Here is an 18,706-nt window from a genome sequence, read left to right as displayed (position 1 = left end):
GGCTGAACTTCACCAGTGCGTCTTTCAAGTAGAGGCGGCGCCGTGTTGCCGAGTTCCCAGGGCGCTGCACAATAGCGTGGGAGTGGCCTCAGCTGGACTGGGCGACGTGCCCGTCCAGCTCGTCGAGGTTGTCTTCTTCGCCAGGCATGGCGGTGATCACACTGAAGTCGCTGATTTCGATCTCGCCCTCGCCGTAGCCCAGCAGGTGGAACGAGAAGGCCTTGCGTACACTCGGGTTGTCGAAGTCCAATTCCAGAATCATCGGCTGCTCGGCGGTCGCGACCATTTGTTCCGGCAGGCCGACTTGCACGTCCTGTTCGAACTCCTTGGCCTTGAGCTGCAAGTGCGCCACATGGGCCGGATCCAGCGCGCGAACCTCCAGACGAATGCGTGTGCGCGAACCTTCGGGCATCTCCAGGTACTGCGCGCCGATGAGGTTGTCTGTCCAGTCATTGTCGACCTGCTTGCCCAACGCAATGGGGCCGCCACCACCAAATTGGTAGCGAAGGTTCAGCGAATTCTGCAGCAGTGAATGATCGAGGGTGGCGGCGAGGTCAGCCAGTTGTTGGCCGACGGTGTCGCTGGCCGGCCCAAGGTACTTCGCCGTGTTGGCAATGAAGCCTGTGCTGGCGTAGTTGCGGCAACGCTGCTGGAAGTCACACTCGGTATAGGTACCGTGACCGTTGTGGTAGCGCAACATGCCGTTGGTGAACGAAATCATCTCGCGGCCCCTGTCGTACTCGCGAAACAACGAGCGTCCGCCCAGCGCCGCCGGGATCGGCAGCTCGAAGTAGTCGAGCAGCGACGTGGCCAGGTCGACATGCCCATAGGTGCCACTCTTGAGACGCGGCAGGCTGGCCTGTTCAGGTGCCAGGATGACGTTGAAGCCCCACGCCGATGCCAGGCGTATGCCTTCGATGCCATGGGACTCATCCGAGGTGAGCACCACCAACGTGTCCTTGAGCACGCCCTCGCGCTCAAGTGTGTCGAGAAACGCGCCCAGCGCATCGTCCAGATAGGCCACCGCTGCTTGTTTGGGGCTGTCGAAGCGCTGCAGGTAGTCTTCAGGTGCGGAGTAGGGCTGATGGGTACCTACCGTGAGCAGATTGAGCATCCACGGCTGTTTCTGCTCGCGCAGTTGAGTGAGGTAGGTGTGAGCGCCTTCAAAAAAAGCGCGGTCGTCTTTGCCCCAGAGGAATTCCAGGTAATTGGCATTACTGAACCACTCCACACCGTGCACATTTTCGAAGCCAATATGCGGCATGACCCGATCCTTGGCCATGAAGCGCAGTCCGGCGCCCTGTAAAAAGTGCGTGCTGAAACCCGCTTGACGCAACTGTGCCGGCAAACAGGCCTGGCTGCGTTGGTCCACGGTCAGCATCTCGACACCTTTGGGTGTGCCGTGGCCAAGCTTGTCGTAGTCGCCGCAGAGCATCGCGTACAGGCCGCGGATGGTCTGGTGATTATGCAGGACGTAATCCGGGGTGTTCATGCCGCGCTCGGCCCAGCGGCTGAGGTTGGGCATCAACTCCTGGTCAAAACGGCTGTGCAAGGCCTCGCGGTTGGCGCGTACGTAAGCGCCGGGAATGCCCTCGAGGGTGATCACCAGAACATTGCGGGCGCTGCCAGGGCCATCGAGCAGCCGCGGGGCGTTGAGGTCGGACTGGGTCAGGCCGGCGCTTTCCAGTACCGGGACCGGCAGGTCGTCGCCAAACTGCTTGCTTGCCTTGCGCTGCAGATCACCCACGCCTGCCGAAAGCAATTGATGGGGCAGGTTGAACTGGCGCCACTGGTCAGCGTCGGACGGGAGCAGGTGCTGGCAGGCCCAGTGCGCGCCAAGCAACAGTACTGGCAGCGCCCAGGCTCTGCGCGGCAATGCCTGCGGTACTGCGCGGCGCGTCAGCCAGATGCTCGCCAGCCAGGCCACTACGGCTGCCAGCAACACCCAGGGCAGCCAGGCGTGGGCGAGGGCGCCACCGGTGGAGTTTTCCATGAATTGGGGGTCGAACAGATAATTCAGGTCGGCGCTGGCCGGCAGCCTGCCTACCGCGCTGACCAGCTCCGCCGAGGCCACCAGCAGCGCTGCCCAGGCGATCAATACGGGCATCGCCAGCCACCAGGCGCAGCGATGCAGAGCCAGCACCAGCAGGCTGCCAATGGCCAGATCAGACAAGTAACCAAATGGGTTGGACCAGCCCAACAAAGCGCGCACGCCCAAGGGGATCAACAAGACCAGTACGGTCAGCGCCCACAACCGAGCGCGGGGGTGGCCGAGTGTAATTTTCACCAAAGCGTCCTTCCTGCCATCAAACAGTCACACAAATCTGTTGGATGATAACAGGCATAGCCTGGCGAGACCGGATTGGACAAAGCAAGTAACCAGAACGCAGGGCGCCGAAGCGCCCGCGTGTGCTTGCCAGATCAGAAGTAGTAAGGGAATTTCAAACTGAAGGAAAAGTCTGGCGAGTCGTCGGTCAGGCCGATCGACAGGTTCGGCACGATGGTCAGGTTGTCGGTCGCGGCCAGGGTCATGCCGATATTGAAGTTGGCGGCGTTGTAATCGCTGTTGCTGATCGACTGCCAGTCACCACCGTCAGGTTTGATCTTGCTCTTGCTGGCAAACTGGTCGGAAACCGAGAAGGACATACTCATCTTCTCGTTCAGGGCAAAGGCGATACCGGCTCCGATCTGCCAGGAGTTGCCCAGCTTGACGTCGCCCGGGACCTTGCTGTTGACCTGGGCACTGATGTCACTGAACGAGTCTTCCATGTTGTAGGTGTAAGACAAGCTACCGAACAGTACGGCCGGATCGAAGGTCTTGACCAGCGAGATGCCCGGCGTGATCGACCAGACACCGTTGCCGGTTGGCAAGCTCTCCGGGACCGACAGGTTGTCGTTGGCAGGATCGTTGACCAACTTGATGCCGTACGGGTCTTTGCCGGTAGGAGCCTTGACGCGCAGGGTCACCACCGCATCCGGCCAGTCTTCGGATTCATCGAGGAATTTGTAGGCAACGCCGAAGTTGACATCACCCAGGGTCGGATCGCGGGTCACGGTGGCATCCGAGGTGACTGGGCCGGCGCCGCCAGCGCCGCCTGAGGAATAGGTCGACTCGCGGTACACCACCGGCACGTTTATATCGAACTGCCAGCGCTGATCGAGGTTGTAGCGTGCCGTCAGGTCGTAGGTCCAGTTATCGGCCTTGATCCGGTCCAGGTTGATGTTGCCGAGGAAGATCGAGTCCAGCGCGAGGAAACCATTGAGGGTCAGCGCGCGGGTGTCGTAGTGGGTGTAGGTGATGCCGGTTTCGACGCTGAACTTGCCGCGGCCAAAGAAGCCGCTGGCCTCGTCATACAGGTTGGAAACGCTCTGCGCCGGCTCCGAGTCGTCCTGCAGAGACTGCCCGTAGGAGCTGCCGGATGCGCCTGGCGCGCCGGCTGCCACGCTCTGGCCGCCCTTGACCGACTCGGCAGGGGAGCGGGTCAGGCGCTTGGGCGGTGGCGCGGCCGCGGGCGCGGCTTCAACCTGACGCACTCGTTGCTCAAGCACCATCAGCGCATTCTGCTGCGCCTCGTAGCGCTGTTTGAGCTCGATCAGTTCTTGTTTGAGCGCTTCGACCTGAGGGTCGGCAGCGGCGTAAAGCAATGTGGCCGGAGTCAGGCTACTCAGACAAACGATAGCTCTGATCGTGGTCAATCGATGCATGGGTTAGCCGTCCCTTCTGACTACATGTGATGAGACAGAGCGTAGATCAGAATCCTAGAGTGCGAATGCCTTTGAGCTGGTCCAGATTACCGTTCATGGCGCCCGCGCCGGCGACGTTGTCACGCAGCACGACATTGAGCGAGGTGATGTTGCGCACCTGGTTGCCAGCGCCGAGCAACGTGGTGTTTTGCATCAGCCCGCCCTGGGCCAGGCGTTGCACTGTACTGCCCTGATTGTTGCCCGCAGCGATGTTCAGCTGAACACCGGAACCGCTGGAAGAAACGCTCAATGAGCCCGCGCCATTGGCGCCAACCAACTGCGTGCCGGCCGTCAATACCTGGCCTTGGGGTTCGCTGGCAGGGGCCTGGCTGCCTCGGCTGACATTGATGTCGACATCGTTATAGGCGGTGTTGTGATCGCCCGCGGCACGCACTACCTGGGTGACGCCGGTGGTGCTGTTGAGCCCATTGCCGCCTGTCACGCTGCCAGTACCAGGGGCTGGTTGCGACGCCGTGCCAGTGCCTTTCTCGTCGATCAACGACACATAGAACTGCGGCTTGATGGTCGATTGCTGAATCTGCATCGCTGTGCGTGCGCCTATCACCTCGCCTTTGGCGTTCTCCCAGGTGCTGCTCATGACCAGGCCAAAGCTGACAATGCGTCCCGGCAGCACGTAGCGGCCGCGCAGGTTGGCCAGCTCCTGGTCCTTGAGTTCGATCGGCTGCAGGACCTGGGCATGGCTTGGCAGGCTGGCGGCGAGGCAGGTCAGTGCCAGCCACAGTGGAATCTTCATCGCGTGCTCCCGGAGCTTGCTGCCCGTGTTGTTAGTGTTAGAAGAAGTCGCTCTGGATAAAGCCGAAGTCCATCAGCTCGGCGTCTTGCAGCGGGGTGAAGCCGTTGACGCGGTTCTTGGCGGTCAAGGGATGCGGCGGGTCGAGCAGGGCATTGCGCTTGTCGTAGCCCTGGCCAATGATGGCGAAGATGATGCCGTTCCAGCCCTTGATGAAGTCTTCGGTCTTGTAGCGTTTGTGGCCCAGGACCGGGTCGCCGATATAGACGAAGCCCTTGTCGACCTTCTGCATGACCACGAAGTGCTTGTAACCGCGGATATCCATCAGCACCACCACCGGGATACGGATGCTGTTCAGGGTGTCGGTAGTGACGCGGTAGCCGCGAGCGCGCATGCCCAGGCTTTCCACATAGCGCTTCATGTCCAGCATCGAGAAGCCTTGGACGCGGACGACGTCCTGATCGGCATGGGCAAGCATGCCTTCGATGATCTGTTCTTCGTTGACGTCCAGCCAGTAGGCCTGGCGCAGAATGGTTGCCAACGCTGCTGCGCCGCAGCTGAAGTCGGTCTTCTGCTGCACCAGGTCAGCGAACTTGCGCTCGCGAATACTTTGAATGGGTTTGTACACCACCGCACCATTGGGCAGCACGGAAAGTGGCATTTGCGCCGCTTCACTCAGGCTGGCCAGGCAAAGCAAACACGCCAGGGCGATAATGCGCATGATCGGGCCTTCTGCTTCAGGTGAGAAAGGCCCCCTTGGCAGGGGGCCTTCGAGCCAACACTCAGAACGAGGTGTTGGAGATCGCCAGCGAGTTGCTTTGCTGGTTGCCGACACCGGATGCGACGTTGACGCCCAGGTTGCCGCTGCCGCCGTTGACCGAGCCGCTCAGGGTAGCGGTGTTGGTCACAGGATTGGCCCAGCCGGTAGGAGTCAGGACCTGGAAGGAAACAGTGTTGCTCAGGTCATACGAATTGGCTTCGCTGTAGCTTTTCGAGATGTCATTCGACGACTCGGCAGCGGCCTCGACCGATTTTTCATAGGCAGAAGCAGAAGCATTCTCGTAGGAAGACTCGCGGGATTTATCGTAGGAAGAATCGCGCGCTTTGTCGTAGGAGTAGTCATGCGACTTGTCATACGAAGAGCCGAAGGATTTTTCGAACGAAGAATCGTAGCTGGTCTGGTGCGAGGTATCGACCGAAGCGTCCAGCGAGGCGTTGAGCGAGCCGCTGGCGGTTTCGCTGCGGGTGCGTTCACGATCGCCGTTGGTGAAGGTCACCGAACGCGCTGCGTCGGCTGCGGCGGCAAGTGTTGCGCTCAGCGAAGCCGAGCTGCTGCTGCTGGCGTTGCCGCTGGCCGAACCATTGACATTGGCATTGTTGGAGCCGCTGGCGTTGGCGCTGCCCGAGCCGCTCGCCGACCAGCTGTTCGATCCGCTGGCGCTGGAGCTGTGCGAGCCACTCGACGCGGCGGCGTTGGAGCCGCTCAGGTTGAGGCTCGACGAAGAACTGCGGTCGTCGGTCGAATTGAAGGTGCCTTCGCGTGACGATGAGCCGCTGGAGGAGGTGGTAAAGCTCAGCGTATCGACGGTATAGCTGCGGTCAGCACGGTTGTTGACGGTTAGCCCCGGGCCATTTTGATCGGCGCGGGCAGTAGCGGTGGAGTTACCGATAGGCGAGTTGGTATTGGCAATCGCCATGGTGTTTTTCTGTTGGTTGAGGTCGCCGCCGGCAATGTTGATACCGACGTTGCCGCTGGTGCCAGACGCCGAGCCGGACATCACCGCCGAGCTCTGGGTCGACCAGTTGGTGACCTTGTTGTTGTTGCTGTACTGCTTGACGTCGGCAGTGGCAGTAGCGGTGCCGAACACGAAGCTGTTGTCCAGGCTGGAATCAGAAGCAGCGTTGGCGATGGCCGCGGCGTTATCCTGCTGGTTGCCGTTACCGGCTGCGACGTTGACACCGACGTTGCCGCTGGCGCCAGAGCCGGAGCTGCTCATCTCGGCATTGTTGAGGGTGCCTTCATTGTGAATCGTGTTGCCGGTGCTGCTTTGGCGGTCGATTGCATTGGCAGTTGCGCTAATAGGGATGATGGTCGTGCGGGGCTGGTTGTTGTTGCCATTGCCATGCCCGTTGCCACGCCGATCATCAGCTTGTACAGCTACAGCCATGATCGCAGCAATTGCGAAAACCAGAGGCTTGATTGCCATCGAAGGTTTCATGGTGATTCTCCGTACTTATTTTAGGTTAAGTGTTGTTCTTACCTGTTTGGGTCAGTCCACGACCCGGACGCTCAGGGTGTTGGCCGTTCGATTTCCTACCCCGGCGCTCTGATTCAACTGAATGACCCCACGGCTGCCGGTGAATGCCTGGTTACCGGTAGTGACCTGGCGACTGCCAAGGTTCGGGTCAGCTGGATCGGAGTTGTTGAGCAGCGCCACGTTCTGTTGCATGAGGACGCTGTCGTCGATGCTTTGCGGCTGGTCACTGATGCTGATGCGCAGCGCATTGGCTTGCTGGTTGCTGGCGCCGCTGCTCTGGTTTACCCCCAGAACACCGTTGCCGTTGGTAAAGGCGTTGCCTTGAATGCTGGCAGTGGCGTCCATGTTGGCGTCTACCGTGGTGTGCAGGCGCTGGCGGATCTGCGTGGTGGCGGTTGCGCCGTGGCCATTGGCAAGGGCACGGGCGTTGGCTTGCTGGGAAAAATCACCCGCAGCCTGGTTGACTGCCATGTTGCCCTGGTACTGGGCGCCGGAGCTGTCGATGCTCGCGTTGTTGACGATGGGTGACTGGGCGAACGCAGGGGCTGTGAGGAGCGTGGCCAGCATCAGCAATGAGCGTTTCATGTCATTGGCCCCCGCCGATGCTTTTCAGTACACCGAGGCCTTGCTGCACGTTGGAGTTGACCATGTTGGCGATGCCGCTGCCCGAGCCCGTGGAACGCCCGCCGGCCAGGTTCGGCAGTTGGTTCTGGGTGCTGATATTGCCGCCCAGGTTGGTGGTCTGTTGGGTGATCAGCGAACTGATGCCCGCGCCGCTGCTGATCGAGGCGAAGTCGCCATCGCTGAGCTCGTTGGTTTGCCTGAGGATCTGCGCGGAAGGGTTGGTGTTGACGGTTACCGGGCTCGGGTCGGGAATCAGCGGTGCTCGCACTGCATTGCGCGTCTGCACGTCGCGCGTGATGACGATCAGCCCATTGTCGGCCTGGGCCGGCAGCGCCAGGCTTGCCCCCAGTGCGCAACCTGCCAGTAGCAGGTGAAAGGTGCCTTTATCGAGTGTCGCCACGGTGGCAATTCCTTCTTCGGATCGCTGGCCCTGATCAGCGTTGCGAAGGAGGAGAGCAGAAGCCGTGCCGGTTTTTGGAACTGCTGTGGAATCAGATAGCTACGGCCCTATGCTATTCATCCATCGCAGCAGCTGTTTCAGCGCTGACACAGTTTCCTCGGCAAACAAGCGGCACACCCGCTCTGGTGGTGCCTGAACGGCGTTTTGACGAGGCTGTAACACTACCGTGACATCCATCGTGTTTGCGCGCGACGGCGCCTGAACACGGGGATTTGAGCCCCGTTCGGTGTGTCAGAGGTTTAACACTCTGTTGGGCAGGCTGGCGGTCTGCCATCAAGCAGGCGCTGGACTGCGCCGAGGACTGCGGCGCTGCGTTGCGGCCAGCTCCCACCGATGATCTGTACCGGTTGCCCATGACGCTGTAGCCAATCCAGGCTGTCGGCAAAGAACGCCTGACGCTCGCGCAGATCCGGCTGGCAGCGCTGACCATCAGCGACCCAGTCTGCGCCGGCGGGGTCGAGCAGCAGGTGCAGGTCGTAGCGCCGCGCTAACAGCGCCTGCTCGATATCAGGCGGGCAATCGCCGAACAACGCCTTGCTCCAGAGCATGTTGCTCAGCAGGTGGGTATCGAGGATCAGCAGGTCAGGCTGGCGGGCCCGCGCGCTGTCTTCCCAGGCCAGCTGCCCACGGGCAATCGCGGGGATGTCCGCGTAGCAGGTATCGCGGCCTTGCTCGTCGATGAAGTGGCGCACGTACTCGCCCACCAGCTCGCCGCCAAAGTGTGCCTGGATTTCGCCACTAAGCCAGCTCTTGCCACTGGACTCCGGACCGCACAGCACCAGGACCTTCATGCCTGCACCAGCGCAGGGTCGCGCCGCCACTCGAACCAGCCACGTACAGCGATCAGCGTGAACAGTGCATACAGGGCTGCCGTCAGGTACAGGCCTTTGTACAGGAACAGGCCGACGAAGATCACGTCCAGTACGATCCACAGGGTCCAGCACTGCAGCCGCTTTTGCGCCATCCACAACTGAGCGACCAGGCTGAAGCCGGTCAGCGCTGCGTCCAGCCAGGGCTGCGTTGCATCGGTCCAGTGCGCCATCGCCGCGCCCAGTGCCAGACTGGCCAGCAGGCCCAGGCCCAGCCCGGTCAACATCGGTGTGGTCTGCAGGCGCGAGACCTGGCGGGCGTCTTCGCGGTGGCCAGGGCGGGTCCACTGCCACCAGCCATACAGCTGCAGCACGGCGTAGATCAGCTGCAGGAGCATGTCCGAGTAGAGTTTCACTTCATAGAAGACCCAGCTGTACAGCACCACCATCACCAGCCCGATCGGCCAGCACCAGGGGTTCTGCTTGACCGTTAGCCAGACGGCGATGACGCCGAGGGCGGCGGCGAAGAGTTCCAGGCCGGACATCGGCGATCCTTGGGGCAGGGGAAGGGCGCGATTGTAGCCTGTGGGGCGGGGCAGGTGTAGCTGTCTGCGTAAGGCCACTGGATCAGGTAGCAAGGGCCGATCCAGTGGCTATAGACTTCACACGCGGAACTGGCGCAGCAGTTGTTCCAGTTCTTCGCTCAACTGGCCCAGCGCGAGGCCGGCAGCGCTTGACTGGCGGGCCGCCTCGGCGGTTTCCAGCGACAGCCCGGCCGTGTCGGTGACATTGCGGTTGATCTCCTCGACCACGTGCGATTGCTGCAGGGTGGCACTGGCAATCGAGGCGTTGAGCGCAGTCAGGTTGTTCAGCACCTGGCTGATCGCATCCAGGCTTGAACCGGCTTCGCGGGCCTGCGCGACAGTCTGGCGCGACGCCTCGCTGGAGGTATCGATGGCTTTCACCGCAGCCTCGGACTGGCCTTGCAGGTGCTCGATCATGGTCTGGATTTCAGCGGTTGACTGCGCCGAGCGTTGTGCCAGCAAGCGCACTTCGTCCGCCACGACGGCAAAGCCACGGCCTTGCTCGCCGGCCCGCGCTGCTTCGATTGCAGCGTTGAGGGCCAGCAGATTGGTCTGCTCGGCAATCGAGCGGATCACCTCCAGCACACCGCCGATTTTGGTGCTGTGCCCGGCCAGCTGGCGGATCACCTGAACGGCCTCGTCGATGGTCAGCGAGAGGCGGTCGATTTGCGCCAGGCTGCCGTGGATCGCCTGCTGGCCATGGCTGACCTGCGCTTGCGCGGCGCGCATTTCGCTGGCGGCCTGTTCGGCATTCTTTGCCACATCCTGCACTGCATAGGTGACTTCGTTGACTGCCGTGGCCACCTGGTCCATCTGCAGCGACTGCTGAGTGCTGCGCAATTGTGCTTGCCCAGCGTTGTCGCCAACCTGGCCGGCAGACTGGGCGAGGGCATGGGCGGCGCCCTGCAGTTGGCCAATCACCCCCTGCAACTTGCCGTTGAAGCGGTTGAAGTGCTCACCCAGGTAGGTGACTTCATCCTTGCCGTGGGTATCCAGGCGCTGAGTCAGGTCGCTTTCGCCGCTGGCAATGGTGCCCATTGCCTGTACGGCCTGCTGCAACGGACGGGCAATGCTGCGCGCGATGAGCATCACCAGCAGCGCCATCAGCAAGGCGATGCCCAGGCCGATCAGGCAGGCGTCGCGCACCTGGCGGGCGAACTCGGCCTGTACGTCATCGACATAGACGCCAGAGCCGATGATCCAGCCCCACGGTTTGAACAACTGGATATAGGAGGTTTTCGCCACCGGCTCGCTGGCGCCGGGTTTGGGCCAGCGATAGTCGATCTGCCCGGCGCCCTGGTTGCGGGCCACGGTGACCATCTCGTTGAACAGGGCAAACCCGTCCGGGTCGCGAATGGCCGACAGGTCCTGGCCATCGAGCTTGGGGTTGACCGGGTGCATGATCATCCGCGGGCCAAGGTCGTTGATCCAGAAATAGTCCTGCAGGTCGTAACGCAGGCCGCGCACCACTTGCAGCGCCTGTTGCTGCGCAGCGTCACGGCTGAGCGTGCCTGCGGCTTCTAGCCCTTGGTAATAGGCCAGCACCCCGGCTGCGGTCTGCACCACGTGTTCGGTCTTTTCGGCCTTGGCCCGATACAGATCACCGTGGATCTGGCGCAGCATCACCAGCCCCAGCACCACCAGCATTGCCACTGCCACCAGCAGGATCAGCCACAAGCGGCGGCTGATCGACATCGACCTCAAGGTCTTCATAACAGGGCACTCCCGGATTGTTCTTGTTATTCAGGGGCATCCAAGCATGCATGGCCTGCGAACCGTACTCGACCAAAGGCCAAGTGCCTGGCGCGGCATTTCATGGTGGATCCAGGCAAGCCTAAAACAGGCTCGTCTGTTAGCATCTCGGCCGCTCAAGATGAAACCTTTAGGCATCTCGAACTTTTCGACTGGCGTAGCGACCAACTGTCGCTGTAAAACTGCCGGGCCGCGACGCGGCGACTATCAGTAAATCAAGAACAACGGCGTTGCAATCAGCAGTGCCACAGTGGGGGAACAATGGATTTTTGGAGTGCCTTTCAGGCAATCATCTTAGGCATCGTCGAGGGACTGACCGAGTTTCTGCCGATTTCCAGTACCGGCCACCAGATCATCGTCGCCGACCTGATCGACTTTGGCGGCGAACGGGCGATGGCCTTCAACATCATCATCCAGCTCGGTGCAATCCTGGCGGTGGTGTGGGAGTTTCGCCGCAAGATCATCGAAGTGGTGCTGGGGCTGCGCAGTGAGCCGAGCGCACGGCACTTTACCGTCAACCTGCTGGTAGCGTTCATGCCGGCAGTGGTGCTTGGGGTGCTGTTCGCCGACTTCATCCACCATCACCTGTTCAACCCGATCACCGTAGCTGCGGCCTTGGTAATCGGCGGGGTGATCATGCTCTGGGCCGAGCGCCGCGAGCACCGCATCGAAGTCGAGCACGTCGACCAGATGAACTGGACCCACGCCCTGAAAATCGGCCTGGTGCAGTGCCTGGCGATGATCCCCGGTACCTCCCGCTCTGGCTCGACCATCATTGGCGGCTTGCTGTTTGGCCTGTCGCGCAAGGCAGCTACCGAGTTCTCGTTCTTCCTGGCCATGCCGACCATGGTCGGCGCGGCGGTGTACTCGGGTTACAAGTACCGCGACCTGTTCCAGCCCGCCGACTTGCCGGTATTTGCCATCGGCTTTGTGGTGTCGTTCATCTTCGCCATGATCGCCGTACGCGCGCTGCTCAAGTTCATCGCCAACCACAGTTATGCGGTGTTTGCCTGGTACCGCATCGTGTTCGGCCTGCTGATCCTGGCGACCTGGCAGTTCGGCCTGATCGACTGGGCTACGGCGCAAGGCTGATATGGCCCGCCCGCAACCGGCAACGTCACGCCCGCGCGGCCCGGCCCAGGGCGAGGGCGTACGCAACCTGCGCTTGAAGCTGCTGGTACTGGCTGGATTGTGCTTGCTGCCGGGGCTTGGCGCGGCGCAGATGGCCAGGAGTGGGCAGTCCTGGCTGCCGTTGGCGCTGTATCCGTGCGTGAGCCTGATCAGCCTGCTGCTGTATTGGCAGGATAAACAACAGGCCCGCACCCAGGCCTGGCGCACGCCAGAAAAAGTCCTGCATGCCAGCGAGCTGCTGGGCGGCTGGCCCGGCGCGTTGCTGGCTCAGCAGCTTTTCCGGCACAAGACGCGCAAGCTGTCGTTTCAGCTGACGTTCTGGGCCATTGTCGCGCTGCACCAGCTGTTCTGGTTGGATCACCTGCTGCTCGATGGGCGTTGGCTGGCGCTGCTGCCTATATAAAGCAGCAGCGTTAACGCTTAAAGCAACAAGCCCACTTGCAGCCGTTTCGGCAGCTTGCGCACCACCAGCTGGTGCGAGCGCTGCAGCAAGTCAGTCAATTCCTCGCGGCCCAACGCATAGGGCGCCGCCACGCTGATCCAGCGGGCACGGGCCAGATAGGGCGCAGGCTTGACTCCGGGGCGGTCGACATAGCCGAGAAACAGCTCGTCGGCGACCTTGAATGACAGCCCGGCACCGGCCAGATCAAGCACCGCGAACATCTTGTTGCCGGCCACCGAGAACACCCGCACGCCGCCCCATTTGTAATCTTCGCGCGCGCCCGGCAAACCCAGGCAGAACGCTGCCGCTTGTTCCTCATTGATGCTTGCTTCAGACATACCGCTCTCCGCAGGCCTCAAAGGCTGCTGCCAGGTGATCAATCCACACACGAACCGCGGGCAGCATGCCGCGCCGGTGCGGGTAGACTGCCTGCAGCCAGGCGCCGGGCAGCGACCATTCGGGGAGCAGCCTGACCAGCTCGCCACGCTCCAGCTCCTCTTCACAGTACAGGCTTGGCAGCAGCGTGAAGCCAAGCCCGGCGAGCACGGCAGCCTTGCGCAGGATGAAGTCATCGATCGCCAGGCGTGGCTCCAGCGCCAGCTCCTGTTCACGGCCATTGGGCCCGAGCAGGCGGATGTGCACCAGCCGGTCCGCTTCGGTGGCGCCGAGCACCGGCAGCGTCGCCAGCTGTGCAGGCTCGGTCAGACCTTCGGCAAACCCCGGGGCGGCGACCAGGTGCATTTGCGCCTGACGCAGGCGCCGGGTAGCCAGGGCAGGATCTTCATCGCCCAGATCGCGTACCCGCATGGCGACGTCGATGCCCTCGCCAATCAGGTCTACGCGCCGATTGAGCAGGACCATGTCGAGCTGCACCAGCGGGTATGCCAGCAGAAAGCGATTGATCACCTCCGGCAGGAACGTATGAGCCAACGCCACCGGGCATGACACCCGCAGCCGCCCGCGCGGCTCGCTGGTCATGCTCGCGACCGCTTCGTCGGCCATCTGTGCCTCGAGCAGCATGGCCTGGCAGTGCTGCAGATAACGCTCGCCGATCGCCGTCAGCTTTAGCTGGCGGGTGGTGCGTTGCAGCAGGCGCGTGCCGAGGCGCTCTTCCAGCTCGGCGATGCGCCGCGACAGGCGTGACTTGGGTATCCCCAGCTGGCGCCCGGCGGCAGCAAAGCCACCGGCTTCGACCACCCTGGCGAAATAAAACAGGTCGTTGAGATCTTGCATCCACCTAGCCCATTGTTCTACCGATGGGACAATCTAGTGCATTCTTTACTACTAATCATCTATTCGATAGCTCTGTAGGATTCTCTCCATCGAGATCGCCTTTTGCCGCGGTCGCCAATCCTGGAGAGTCCCCATGAAACTGTTGCACATCGATTCGAGCATCCTCGGCGACAATTCCGCTTCGCGCCAACTCAGCCGCGAAGTGGTCCAGGCCTGGCAGGCTGCCGACGCCAGCATCGAAGTGGTGTACCGCGACCTCGCCGCCGACGCCATCAGCCACTTCTCGGCAGCCACCTTGCTGGCCGCAGGCACCGCTGAAGAAGCGCGTGACGCAGCCCAGGCGTTCGAGGCCAAACTGAGCCAGGAAACCCTGGACGAGTTTCTGGCGGCCGACGCAGTAGTCATTGGCGCGCCGATGTACAACTTCAGCGTGCCGACCCAGCTCAAGGCCTGGATCGATCGCGTTGCGGTAGCCGGCAAGACTTTCCGCTATACCGATGCCGGCCCAGAAGGCCTGTGCGGCAACAAGAAAGTGATTCTGGTGTCGACTGCTGGCGGCCTGCACGCCGGCCAGGCGACTGGCGCTGGCCATGAAGATTTCCTCAAGGTGTTCCTGGGCTTTATCGGTGTCACCGACCTGGAAATCGTCCGCGCCCACGGCCTGGCTTATGGCCCTGAGCAGCGCACTGCAGCCATCGACGCTGCCCAGGCGCAGATCGCCGGCGAGCTGTTCGCGGCCGCCTGATCGCGGTTAAACCAGCTGGAAGCGGGCAGGTGGCGGCGAATTTGGCTGTCATCTGCCCGCAATCGTTGTGTGTTTCATCCAGTTTTCATCTGCCCTGAGCCCTAGGGCCTTAAGCTGATGTCATCCGCCCATCTGCGGGGGAGACGCCGGTGACATACCTCTCACGAACGATTGCCGCGCTGGTGGTGCTCGCCAGCCTGATCAGCCATGCCAATGCCGCGCCCTGGGTCGCTGGCCTGCACGCTCTGCAACTCATCGATCCGGTGGATGCGCGGCCCATGCACGCCTTGGCGTTCTACCCGGCCAGCGGCGCGACCCACAGTCTGCGCATCGACGGCTATCAGCTGCGCGCTGCCGAAGAGGCGCCGGTGGCGCTTGGGCATTTTCCGCTGTTGGTCATCTCCCACGGCAATACCGGTAGCCCACTGGCGCTGCACGACCTGGCCACAGGCCTTGCCCGACAAGGCTTTGTGGTCATCGCCTTGACCCACCCTGGTGACAATGCCCGTGATCCGAGCCGGCTGGGTACCCTGAGCAATCTGTACGGGCGCCCGCTGCAGGTCAGCGCGGCGATCACTGCCGCCCGTGCAGATGCGTTGCTGGGCCCTTATCTGGACGACGGCAAGGTCGGTGTGATCGGCTATTCGGCAGGCGGCGAGACTGCCCTGATCCTGTCTGGTGCGCAACCCGATCTGGACCGTCTGCAGCGCTATTGCCAGGAGCGACCGACCGACGCCGATGCCTGCAAGACCCACGGTGTATTGATTGCCGACCGCAGTGAGCTTGTGCCCCACGCCGACCCGCGCGTCGGCGCTGTGGTGTTGATGGCGCCGCTTAGCCTGATGTTCGGGCGGCATGCGTTGAGCAACGTGCACCTGCCGGTGCTGATGTACAGCGGCGACAACGACCAGTTACTGGCGCTGGAGCACAACGCCGATGCCCTGGCGCGCAAGTTGCCGGTAACTCCCGACTACCGCCTGCTGGCCGGCGCCGGGCATTTTGTGTTCATGGCGCCTTGCGATGACGAGCAACACGCACGCATGCCGGTGCTCTGCCAGGATGCTGCCGGTATCGACCGGCGCCAGATCCACCGCTCGTTGCAGCGTGAAACCGCTGATTTTTTTACCCAGGCGCTTGGTGCACCAGAACCGGCAGAACGCTCAGCCGCGCTGATTTCGCCGCGCCAGCAGTAGGGTCAGGCCAACGCCTGAAAGCGCTAGCAGGGCGGTTACGCAAAAGATCGAGGCGTAGCCTAGATGCACGGCGACTGCGCCCATTACCGGCCCGGCAATGGCCAGCGCCAAATCGAAGAACACCGCATAGGCGCCCAGGCCCGCACCACGGCTGCTCGGCGGCACATGCTTGATCGCTTCGACGCCGAGCGCCGGGTACACCAGCGACAGGCCAAAGCCGGTCAGGCCAGCGCCGAGCAGAGCGAACCCCGGTGAGGGGGCCAGCCACAGCAACGTCAAGCCGACCACTTCGGTCGCCATGCAGGTTATCGCCACCGCATAACCGCCAAAGCGATTGACCGCGTTGACGAACAACAAGCGCGAAATGATGAAGCATACACCGAAGGCGCTCAGGCACAGCGCAGCGCCGGTCCAGCCGCGTTCGAGGTAGTACAAGGTGACGAAGGTGGTCAGCGTGCCGTAGCCGATCGACGCCAGCATCAGGCTCGTGCCGCACGGCGCCACGCGCACGAACGCTGACCAGAAGCCAAGGCGCTCGCCACGTACTACCACCACATCGGGTCGTTGACGCAGGGTGAACAGGCCAATCACGGCGAGGATCACCAGCAACGGGCCCAGTACGCTGAAGTCCAGGCCATCCACCAACAGCACGCCGACGGGTGCGCCAATCGCAATGGCGCCATACGAAGCGATCCCGTTCCAGGAAATCACCCGCGCGGTGTGCTCGGCACCGACCTGATTGATGCCCCAGCTCAAGGTCGCTACGCCGATCAGGCCTTGTGCCAGCCCCAGCAGCACACGGCCGCCGAGCAGCAGCGCCAGGCTTGCTTGCGGCCAGGCCAAGGTCCAGGCCGAGAGCAGCGTCAGCACTCCGCAACCGATGATCCCGTACAAGCCGTAGCCAATCGCCCGTTTGCCTCCCAGGCTATCCGCCACCCGCCCGGCAAACGGGCGGCTGAGCAGGGTGGTCAGGTATTGCAGGCCGATGGTCACCCCGGCGATGACCGCGCCATAACCGAGTTGGTCATGCACGTGGCCGGGCAGCACCGCGATCGGCAGGCCGATACAGAGAAAGGTAATGAAGGTGTAAAAGACGATCGCAAGGATCTGGCGGGTGATGGCAAAGCCGTTATCGGGGGAGGGTGCTTGTGCAGTCATGGGCTCGTTCGCTGGCGGGCGGTGGGGCGTGGCCCATCATGGCGGTTGCGCGAGGGAAATGAAAGCAGGCTAACGAATTGCCAGGCCTACGTCGTGCACTGGCGTGGTCCTGTAAACGAACACGGGGCAAGCCCGCGCCCATATGACCGAATGCTTCGGTTCACATGAGCGCAGGCTTGCCCCGCACTGGGTTCAACCTGTCAGCGACAGATCAGACCACGACGCCCTGGCTGCGCAGGTAGTCGTCGTAGGTGCCGCTGAAGTCGACCACGCCTTCTGGCGTCAGCTCGAGGATGCGAGTGGCCAGCGACGACACGAACTCACGGTCATGGCTGACGAACAGCAGCGTGCCCGGGTAGTTTTCCAGCGCCAGGTTGAGCGCTTCGATCGATTCCATGTCCAGGTGGTTGGTCGGTTCGTCCATCACCAGTACGTTGGGCTTTTGCAGGATCAGCTTGCCGAACAGCATGCGCCCTTGTTCACCACCGGAGATGACCTTGACCGACTTGAGGATCTCGTCGTTGGAGAACAGCATCCGGCCCAGGGTGCCACGGATCATCTGCTCGCCCTGGGTCCACTGACCCATCCAGTCGAACAGGCTGACGTCGTCTTCGAAATCGTGGGCGTGGTCCTGCGCGTAGTAACCCACCTCGGCGCTGTCGGTCCACTTCACCGCACCTGCGTCTGGCTGCAGTTCACCGACCAGGGTACGCAGCAAGGTGGTCTTGCCGATACCGTTGGGGCCGATGATGGCAACGCGTTCGCCGGCTTCAACGGTGAAACTGAAGTCCTTGAACAGTACCTTGTTGTCGAACGCCTTGGCCATCTTGTCGATGGTCACGGCCTGACGGTGCAGCTTCTTGTTCTGCTCGAAGCGGATGAACGGGCTGACCCGGCTCGACGGCTTGACTTCGGCCAGCTGGATCTTGTCGATCTGCTTGGCCCGCGACGTGGCCTGCTTGGCTTTCGAGGCGTTGGCCGAGAAGCGGCTGACGAAGGTCTGCAGCTCGGCGATCTGAGCTTTCTTCTTGGCGTTGTCCGACAGCAGCTGCTCGCGCGATTGCGTCGCGGCAGTCATGTACTCGTCATAGTTGCCCGGGAACAGGCGCAGCTCGCCGTAGTCCAGGTCAGCCATGTGGGTGCAGACGCTGTTGAGGAAGTGCCGGTCGTGGGAAATGATGATCATGGTGCTGTTACGCGCCGTGAGGATCGTTTCAAGCCAGCGAATGGTGTTGATGTCCAGGTGGTTGGTCGGCTCGTCGAGCAGCAGCACGTCCGGGTCCGAGAACAGCGCCTGGGCCAGCAATACGCGCAGCTTCCAGCCCGGTGCGACTTCGCTCATCGGGCCGTTGTGCTGCTCCAGCGGGATACCCAGGCCAAGCAGCAGCTCACCGGCGCGCGAGTCGGCAGTGTAGCCGTCCATCTCGGCGAACTCGGTTTCCAGCTCGGCGACAGCCATGCCGTCTTCTTCGCTCATCTCTGGCAGCGAGTAGATGCGGTCACGCTCGGCCTTGACCTTGAACAGTTGCTCATGGCCCATGATCACCGTGTCGATCACGGTGAAGTCTTCGTAGGCGAACTGGTCCTGGCGCAGTTTGCCCAGGCGGGTGTTCGGCTCGAGCATCACCTGGCCACCGGACGACTCGAGGTCACCGCCGAGGATCTTCATGAAGGTCGACTTGCCGCAACCGTTGGCGCCGATCAGGCCGTAGCGGTTGCCGTTGTTGAATTTGACCGAAACGTTTTCGAACAGCGGCTTGGCGCCGAATTGCATGGTGATGTTAGCGGTAGAGATCAAGTGCTTGTCCTGCGGGAATTCCAG

The 18,706-nt window shown here is 62.2% G+C and carries 18 protein-coding genes and 1 pseudogene; 4 read left to right on the top strand and 15 right to left on the bottom strand.

Annotated features, from left to right (window positions below; translation table 11 throughout):
* Positions 1-88 precede the first annotated feature (88 nt).
* From ACQZ2L_RS08800 to ACQZ2L_RS08750, 11 genes and pseudogenes are all read right to left on the bottom strand, one after another.
* Positions 89-2,287 carry an LTA synthase family protein gene (locus ACQZ2L_RS08800; RefSeq protein WP_430325683.1) on the bottom strand — a complete coding sequence of 733 codons (2,199 nt, stop codon included), beginning with the start codon at positions 2,285-2,287 and terminating at the stop codon, positions 89-91.
* Between the two features lie 134 nt (positions 2,288-2,421).
* Positions 2,422-3,705, bottom strand: coding sequence for a hypothetical protein (locus tag ACQZ2L_RS08795; RefSeq protein WP_430325682.1), 1,284 nt, complete (start codon positions 3,703-3,705; stop codon positions 2,422-2,424).
* Positions 3,706-3,751: 46 nt separating this feature from the next.
* Entirely contained in the window at positions 3,752-4,498 is a 747-nt protein-coding gene (locus ACQZ2L_RS08790) for a hypothetical protein (protein WP_430325681.1), read from the bottom strand.
* 37 nt (positions 4,499-4,535) lie between these two features.
* Positions 4,536-5,216, bottom strand: coding sequence for a C39 family peptidase (locus tag ACQZ2L_RS08785; protein WP_430325680.1), 681 nt, complete (start codon positions 5,214-5,216; stop codon positions 4,536-4,538).
* 61 nt (positions 5,217-5,277) lie between these two features.
* The gene (locus ACQZ2L_RS08780; protein WP_430325679.1) at positions 5,278-6,714 is read right to left on the bottom strand and encodes a heme utilization protein; all 1,437 of its coding nucleotides are present in this window, start codon (positions 6,712-6,714) and stop codon (positions 5,278-5,280) included.
* Between the two features lie 51 nt (positions 6,715-6,765).
* Entirely contained in the window at positions 6,766-7,338 is a 573-nt protein-coding gene (locus ACQZ2L_RS08775) for an adhesin (protein WP_430325678.1), read from the bottom strand.
* Position 7,339: 1 nt separating this feature from the next.
* Positions 7,340-7,777: a hypothetical protein gene (locus ACQZ2L_RS08770; protein ID WP_101319680.1), complete on the bottom strand. Its 438-nt coding sequence runs from the start codon at positions 7,775-7,777 to the stop codon at positions 7,340-7,342.
* Positions 7,778-8,076: 299 nt separating this feature from the next.
* Positions 8,077-8,628, bottom strand: a complete 552-nt coding sequence (locus ACQZ2L_RS08765) for an AAA family ATPase (protein WP_430325677.1) — start codon at positions 8,626-8,628, stop codon at positions 8,077-8,079.
* Complete coding sequence (gene pnuC, locus ACQZ2L_RS08760) at positions 8,625-9,191, bottom strand: nicotinamide riboside transporter PnuC (protein WP_430325676.1); 567 nt, start codon at positions 9,189-9,191, stop codon at positions 8,625-8,627. The genes ACQZ2L_RS08765 and pnuC overlap by 4 nt, the downstream gene beginning before the upstream one ends.
* A 117-nt stretch (positions 9,192-9,308) precedes the next feature.
* The gene (locus tag ACQZ2L_RS08755) at positions 9,309-10,043 is read right to left on the bottom strand and encodes a methyl-accepting chemotaxis protein (RefSeq protein WP_371411612.1); all 735 of its coding nucleotides are present in this window, start codon (positions 10,041-10,043) and stop codon (positions 9,309-9,311) included.
* Positions 10,044-10,181: 138 nt separating this feature from the next.
* A pseudogene (locus ACQZ2L_RS08750) lies at positions 10,182-10,853 on the bottom strand (cache domain-containing protein); the annotation flags it as partial.
* Positions 10,854-11,243: 390 nt separating this feature from the next.
* Between ACQZ2L_RS08750 and ACQZ2L_RS08745 the strand changes: the two are divergent.
* Together ACQZ2L_RS08745 and ACQZ2L_RS08740 are read left to right on the top strand one after the other, a co-directional pair.
* Positions 11,244-12,074 carry an undecaprenyl-diphosphate phosphatase gene (locus ACQZ2L_RS08745; RefSeq protein ID WP_430325675.1) on the top strand — a complete coding sequence of 277 codons (831 nt, stop codon included), beginning with the start codon at positions 11,244-11,246 and terminating at the stop codon, positions 12,072-12,074.
* A 1-nt stretch (position 12,075) separates the two neighbouring features.
* The gene (locus ACQZ2L_RS08740; RefSeq protein ID WP_430325674.1) at positions 12,076-12,516 is read left to right on the top strand and encodes a DUF1294 domain-containing protein; all 441 of its coding nucleotides are present in this window, start codon (positions 12,076-12,078) and stop codon (positions 12,514-12,516) included.
* A gap of 17 nt (positions 12,517-12,533) precedes the next feature.
* On the opposite strand, the gene ACQZ2L_RS08735 is transcribed toward ACQZ2L_RS08740, so the two are convergent.
* Both ACQZ2L_RS08735 and ACQZ2L_RS08730 read right to left on the bottom strand, forming a co-directional pair.
* Entirely contained in the window at positions 12,534-12,893 is a 360-nt protein-coding gene (locus tag ACQZ2L_RS08735) for an MmcQ/YjbR family DNA-binding protein (RefSeq protein WP_430325673.1), read from the bottom strand.
* Entirely contained in the window at positions 12,886-13,788 is a 903-nt protein-coding gene (locus ACQZ2L_RS08730) for a LysR substrate-binding domain-containing protein (RefSeq protein WP_101319665.1), read from the bottom strand. Before ACQZ2L_RS08730 ends, ACQZ2L_RS08735 begins: the two co-directional genes overlap by 8 nt.
* Before the next feature lie 133 nt (positions 13,789-13,921).
* Between ACQZ2L_RS08730 and ACQZ2L_RS08725 the strand changes: the two genes are divergently transcribed.
* A complete protein-coding gene (locus tag ACQZ2L_RS08725) occupies positions 13,922-14,533 on the top strand; it encodes an FMN-dependent NADH-azoreductase (protein ID WP_430325672.1) in 612 nt (203 codons plus the stop codon).
* A 149-nt stretch (positions 14,534-14,682) separates the two neighbouring features.
* Positions 14,683-15,726, top strand: a complete 1,044-nt coding sequence (locus ACQZ2L_RS08720; RefSeq protein ID WP_430325671.1) for an alpha/beta hydrolase family protein — start codon at positions 14,683-14,685, stop codon at positions 15,724-15,726.
* On the opposite strand, the gene ACQZ2L_RS08715 is transcribed toward ACQZ2L_RS08720, so the two are convergent.
* Positions 15,694-16,884 (bottom strand): MFS transporter, encoded by a 1,191-nt coding sequence (locus tag ACQZ2L_RS08715; protein ID WP_430325670.1) that lies wholly within the window; start codon positions 16,882-16,884, stop codon positions 15,694-15,696. The two genes, ACQZ2L_RS08720 and ACQZ2L_RS08715, sit on opposite strands and share 33 nt — an antisense overlap.
* Positions 16,885-17,095: 211 nt before the next feature.
* Entirely contained in the window at positions 17,096-18,682 is a 1,587-nt protein-coding gene (locus tag ACQZ2L_RS08710) for an ABC-F family ATPase (protein WP_430325669.1), read from the bottom strand.
* Positions 18,683-18,706 lie beyond the last annotated feature (24 nt).

It is taken from the genome of Pseudomonas shirazensis (genome assembly GCF_050496565.1).
Lineage (GTDB): Bacteria > Pseudomonadota > Gammaproteobacteria > Pseudomonadales > Pseudomonadaceae > Aquipseudomonas > Aquipseudomonas shirazensis_A.
Note: the sequence above shows the minus strand (reverse complement) of the source record. Positions and strands in the feature narration are given on the sequence as shown.

Bases quoted from the DNA above. Each gene is read 5' to 3' on its own strand.
- ACQZ2L_RS08795 (WP_430325682.1), bottom strand. From the start codon at position 3,705: ATGCATCGATTGACCACGATCAGAGCTATCGTTTGTCTGAGTAGCCTG.
- ACQZ2L_RS08790 (WP_430325681.1), bottom strand. From the start codon at position 4,498: ATGAAGATTCCACTGTGGCTGGCACTGACCTGCCTCGCCGCCAGCCTG.
- ACQZ2L_RS08785 (WP_430325680.1), bottom strand. From the start codon at position 5,216: ATGCGCATTATCGCCCTGGCGTGTTTGCTTTGCCTGGCCAGCCTGAGT.
- ACQZ2L_RS08780 (WP_430325679.1), bottom strand. From the start codon at position 6,714: ATGAAACCTTCGATGGCAATCAAGCCTCTGGTTTTCGCAATTGCTGCG.
- ACQZ2L_RS08775 (WP_430325678.1), bottom strand. From the start codon at position 7,338: ATGAAACGCTCATTGCTGATGCTGGCCACGCTCCTCACAGCCCCTGCG.
- ACQZ2L_RS08765 (WP_430325677.1), bottom strand. From the start codon at position 8,628: ATGAAGGTCCTGGTGCTGTGCGGTCCGGAGTCCAGTGGCAAGAGCTGG.
- pnuC (WP_430325676.1), bottom strand. From the start codon at position 9,191: ATGTCCGGCCTGGAACTCTTCGCCGCCGCCCTCGGCGTCATCGCCGTC.
- ACQZ2L_RS08755 (WP_371411612.1), bottom strand. From the start codon at position 10,043: ATGGACCAGGTGGCCACGGCAGTCAACGAAGTCACCTATGCAGTGCAG.
- ACQZ2L_RS08745 (WP_430325675.1), top strand. From the start codon at position 11,244: ATGGATTTTTGGAGTGCCTTTCAGGCAATCATCTTAGGCATCGTCGAG.
- ACQZ2L_RS08740 (WP_430325674.1), top strand. From the start codon at position 12,076: ATGGCCCGCCCGCAACCGGCAACGTCACGCCCGCGCGGCCCGGCCCAG.
- ACQZ2L_RS08735 (WP_430325673.1), bottom strand. From the start codon at position 12,893: ATGTCTGAAGCAAGCATCAATGAGGAACAAGCGGCAGCGTTCTGCCTG.
- ACQZ2L_RS08730 (WP_101319665.1), bottom strand. From the start codon at position 13,788: ATGCAAGATCTCAACGACCTGTTTTATTTCGCCAGGGTGGTCGAAGCC.
- ACQZ2L_RS08725 (WP_430325672.1), top strand. From the start codon at position 13,922: ATGAAACTGTTGCACATCGATTCGAGCATCCTCGGCGACAATTCCGCT.
- ACQZ2L_RS08715 (WP_430325670.1), bottom strand. From the start codon at position 16,884: ATGACTGCACAAGCACCCTCCCCCGATAACGGCTTTGCCATCACCCGC.